Raw genomic sequence first — 973 nt, 5'->3', positions numbered from 1 at the left:
ATTTTTATTACTATTCTATTATGCTAGTAACAACTCCAGAACCTACAGTTCTTCCACCTTCTCTGATAGCGAATCTTAATCCTTCATCCATTGCTACTTGAGTGATTAATTCAACGTTCATGTCAATGTGGTCTCCTGGCATAACCATTTCCATTCCGTCTGGTAACTTAATTGAACCAGTAACGTCTGTTGTTCTGAAATAGAATTGTGGTCTATATCCATCAAAGAATGGTGTATGTCTTCCACCTTCTTCTTTTTTAAGTACGTAAACTTGACCTACGAACTTGTTGTGTGGCTTAACTGATCCTGCTTTTGCTNGAATTGTGGTCTATATCCATCAAAGAATGGTGTATGTCTTCCACCTTCTTCTTTTTTAAGTACGTAAACTTGACCTACGAACTTGTTGTGTGGCTTAACTGATCCTGCTTTTGCTAAAACTTGACCTCTTTCAATATCAGTTCTTTGAACTCCTCTTAAAAGAACTCCTACGTTATCTCCAGCTTGTGCTTCATCTAGTAACTTTCTGAACATTTCTATTCCTGTTACTACTACTTTTCTGCTTTCTTCTTGTAATCCAACGATTTCTACTTCGTCTCCTACATGAAGAATTCCTCTTTCAACTCTTCCAGTTGCAACTGTTCCTCTACCAGTAATTGTGAATACATCTTCTACTGGCATTAAGAATGGCTTATCTGTTGCTCTTTCTGGTGTTGGTATATAGCTATCTACTGCTTCCATTAATTCAAGAATTGGTGCGATTGCTTTTTCATCTGTTGGGTTTTCTAATGCTACTAAAGCTGATCCCTTTACTACTGGAATATCATCTCCTGGGAAGTTGTATTCTGATAATAATTCTCTAACTTCCATTTCAACTAATTCTAATAATTCTTCATCATCTACCATATCTGCTTTGTTTAAGAAAACAACTATGTAGTCAACTCCAACTCTTGATGCTAGTAGGATGTGTTCTCTT

2 pseudogenes are annotated in these 973 nt (G+C 36.4%); both read right to left on the bottom strand.

Features of this window, described 5'->3' with window-relative positions:
• Positions 1–10: 10 nt before the first annotated feature.
• Positions 11–277 (bottom strand): annotated as a pseudogene (locus tag OYT88_RS20700) (EF-Tu C-terminal domain-related protein); the annotation flags it as partial.
• A 53-nt stretch (positions 278–330) separates the two neighbouring features.
• A pseudogene (locus OYT88_RS20695) lies at positions 331–973 on the bottom strand (EF-Tu/IF-2/RF-3 family GTPase); the annotation flags it as partial.

Origin of the sequence: Sporolactobacillus sp. CQH2019 (assembly GCF_028765345.1) — a bacterium.
Taxonomy (GTDB): domain Bacteria; phylum Bacillota; class Bacilli; order Bacillales; family Sporolactobacillaceae; genus Sporolactobacillus.
This window is presented reverse-complemented; position numbering and strand designations above follow the sequence as displayed.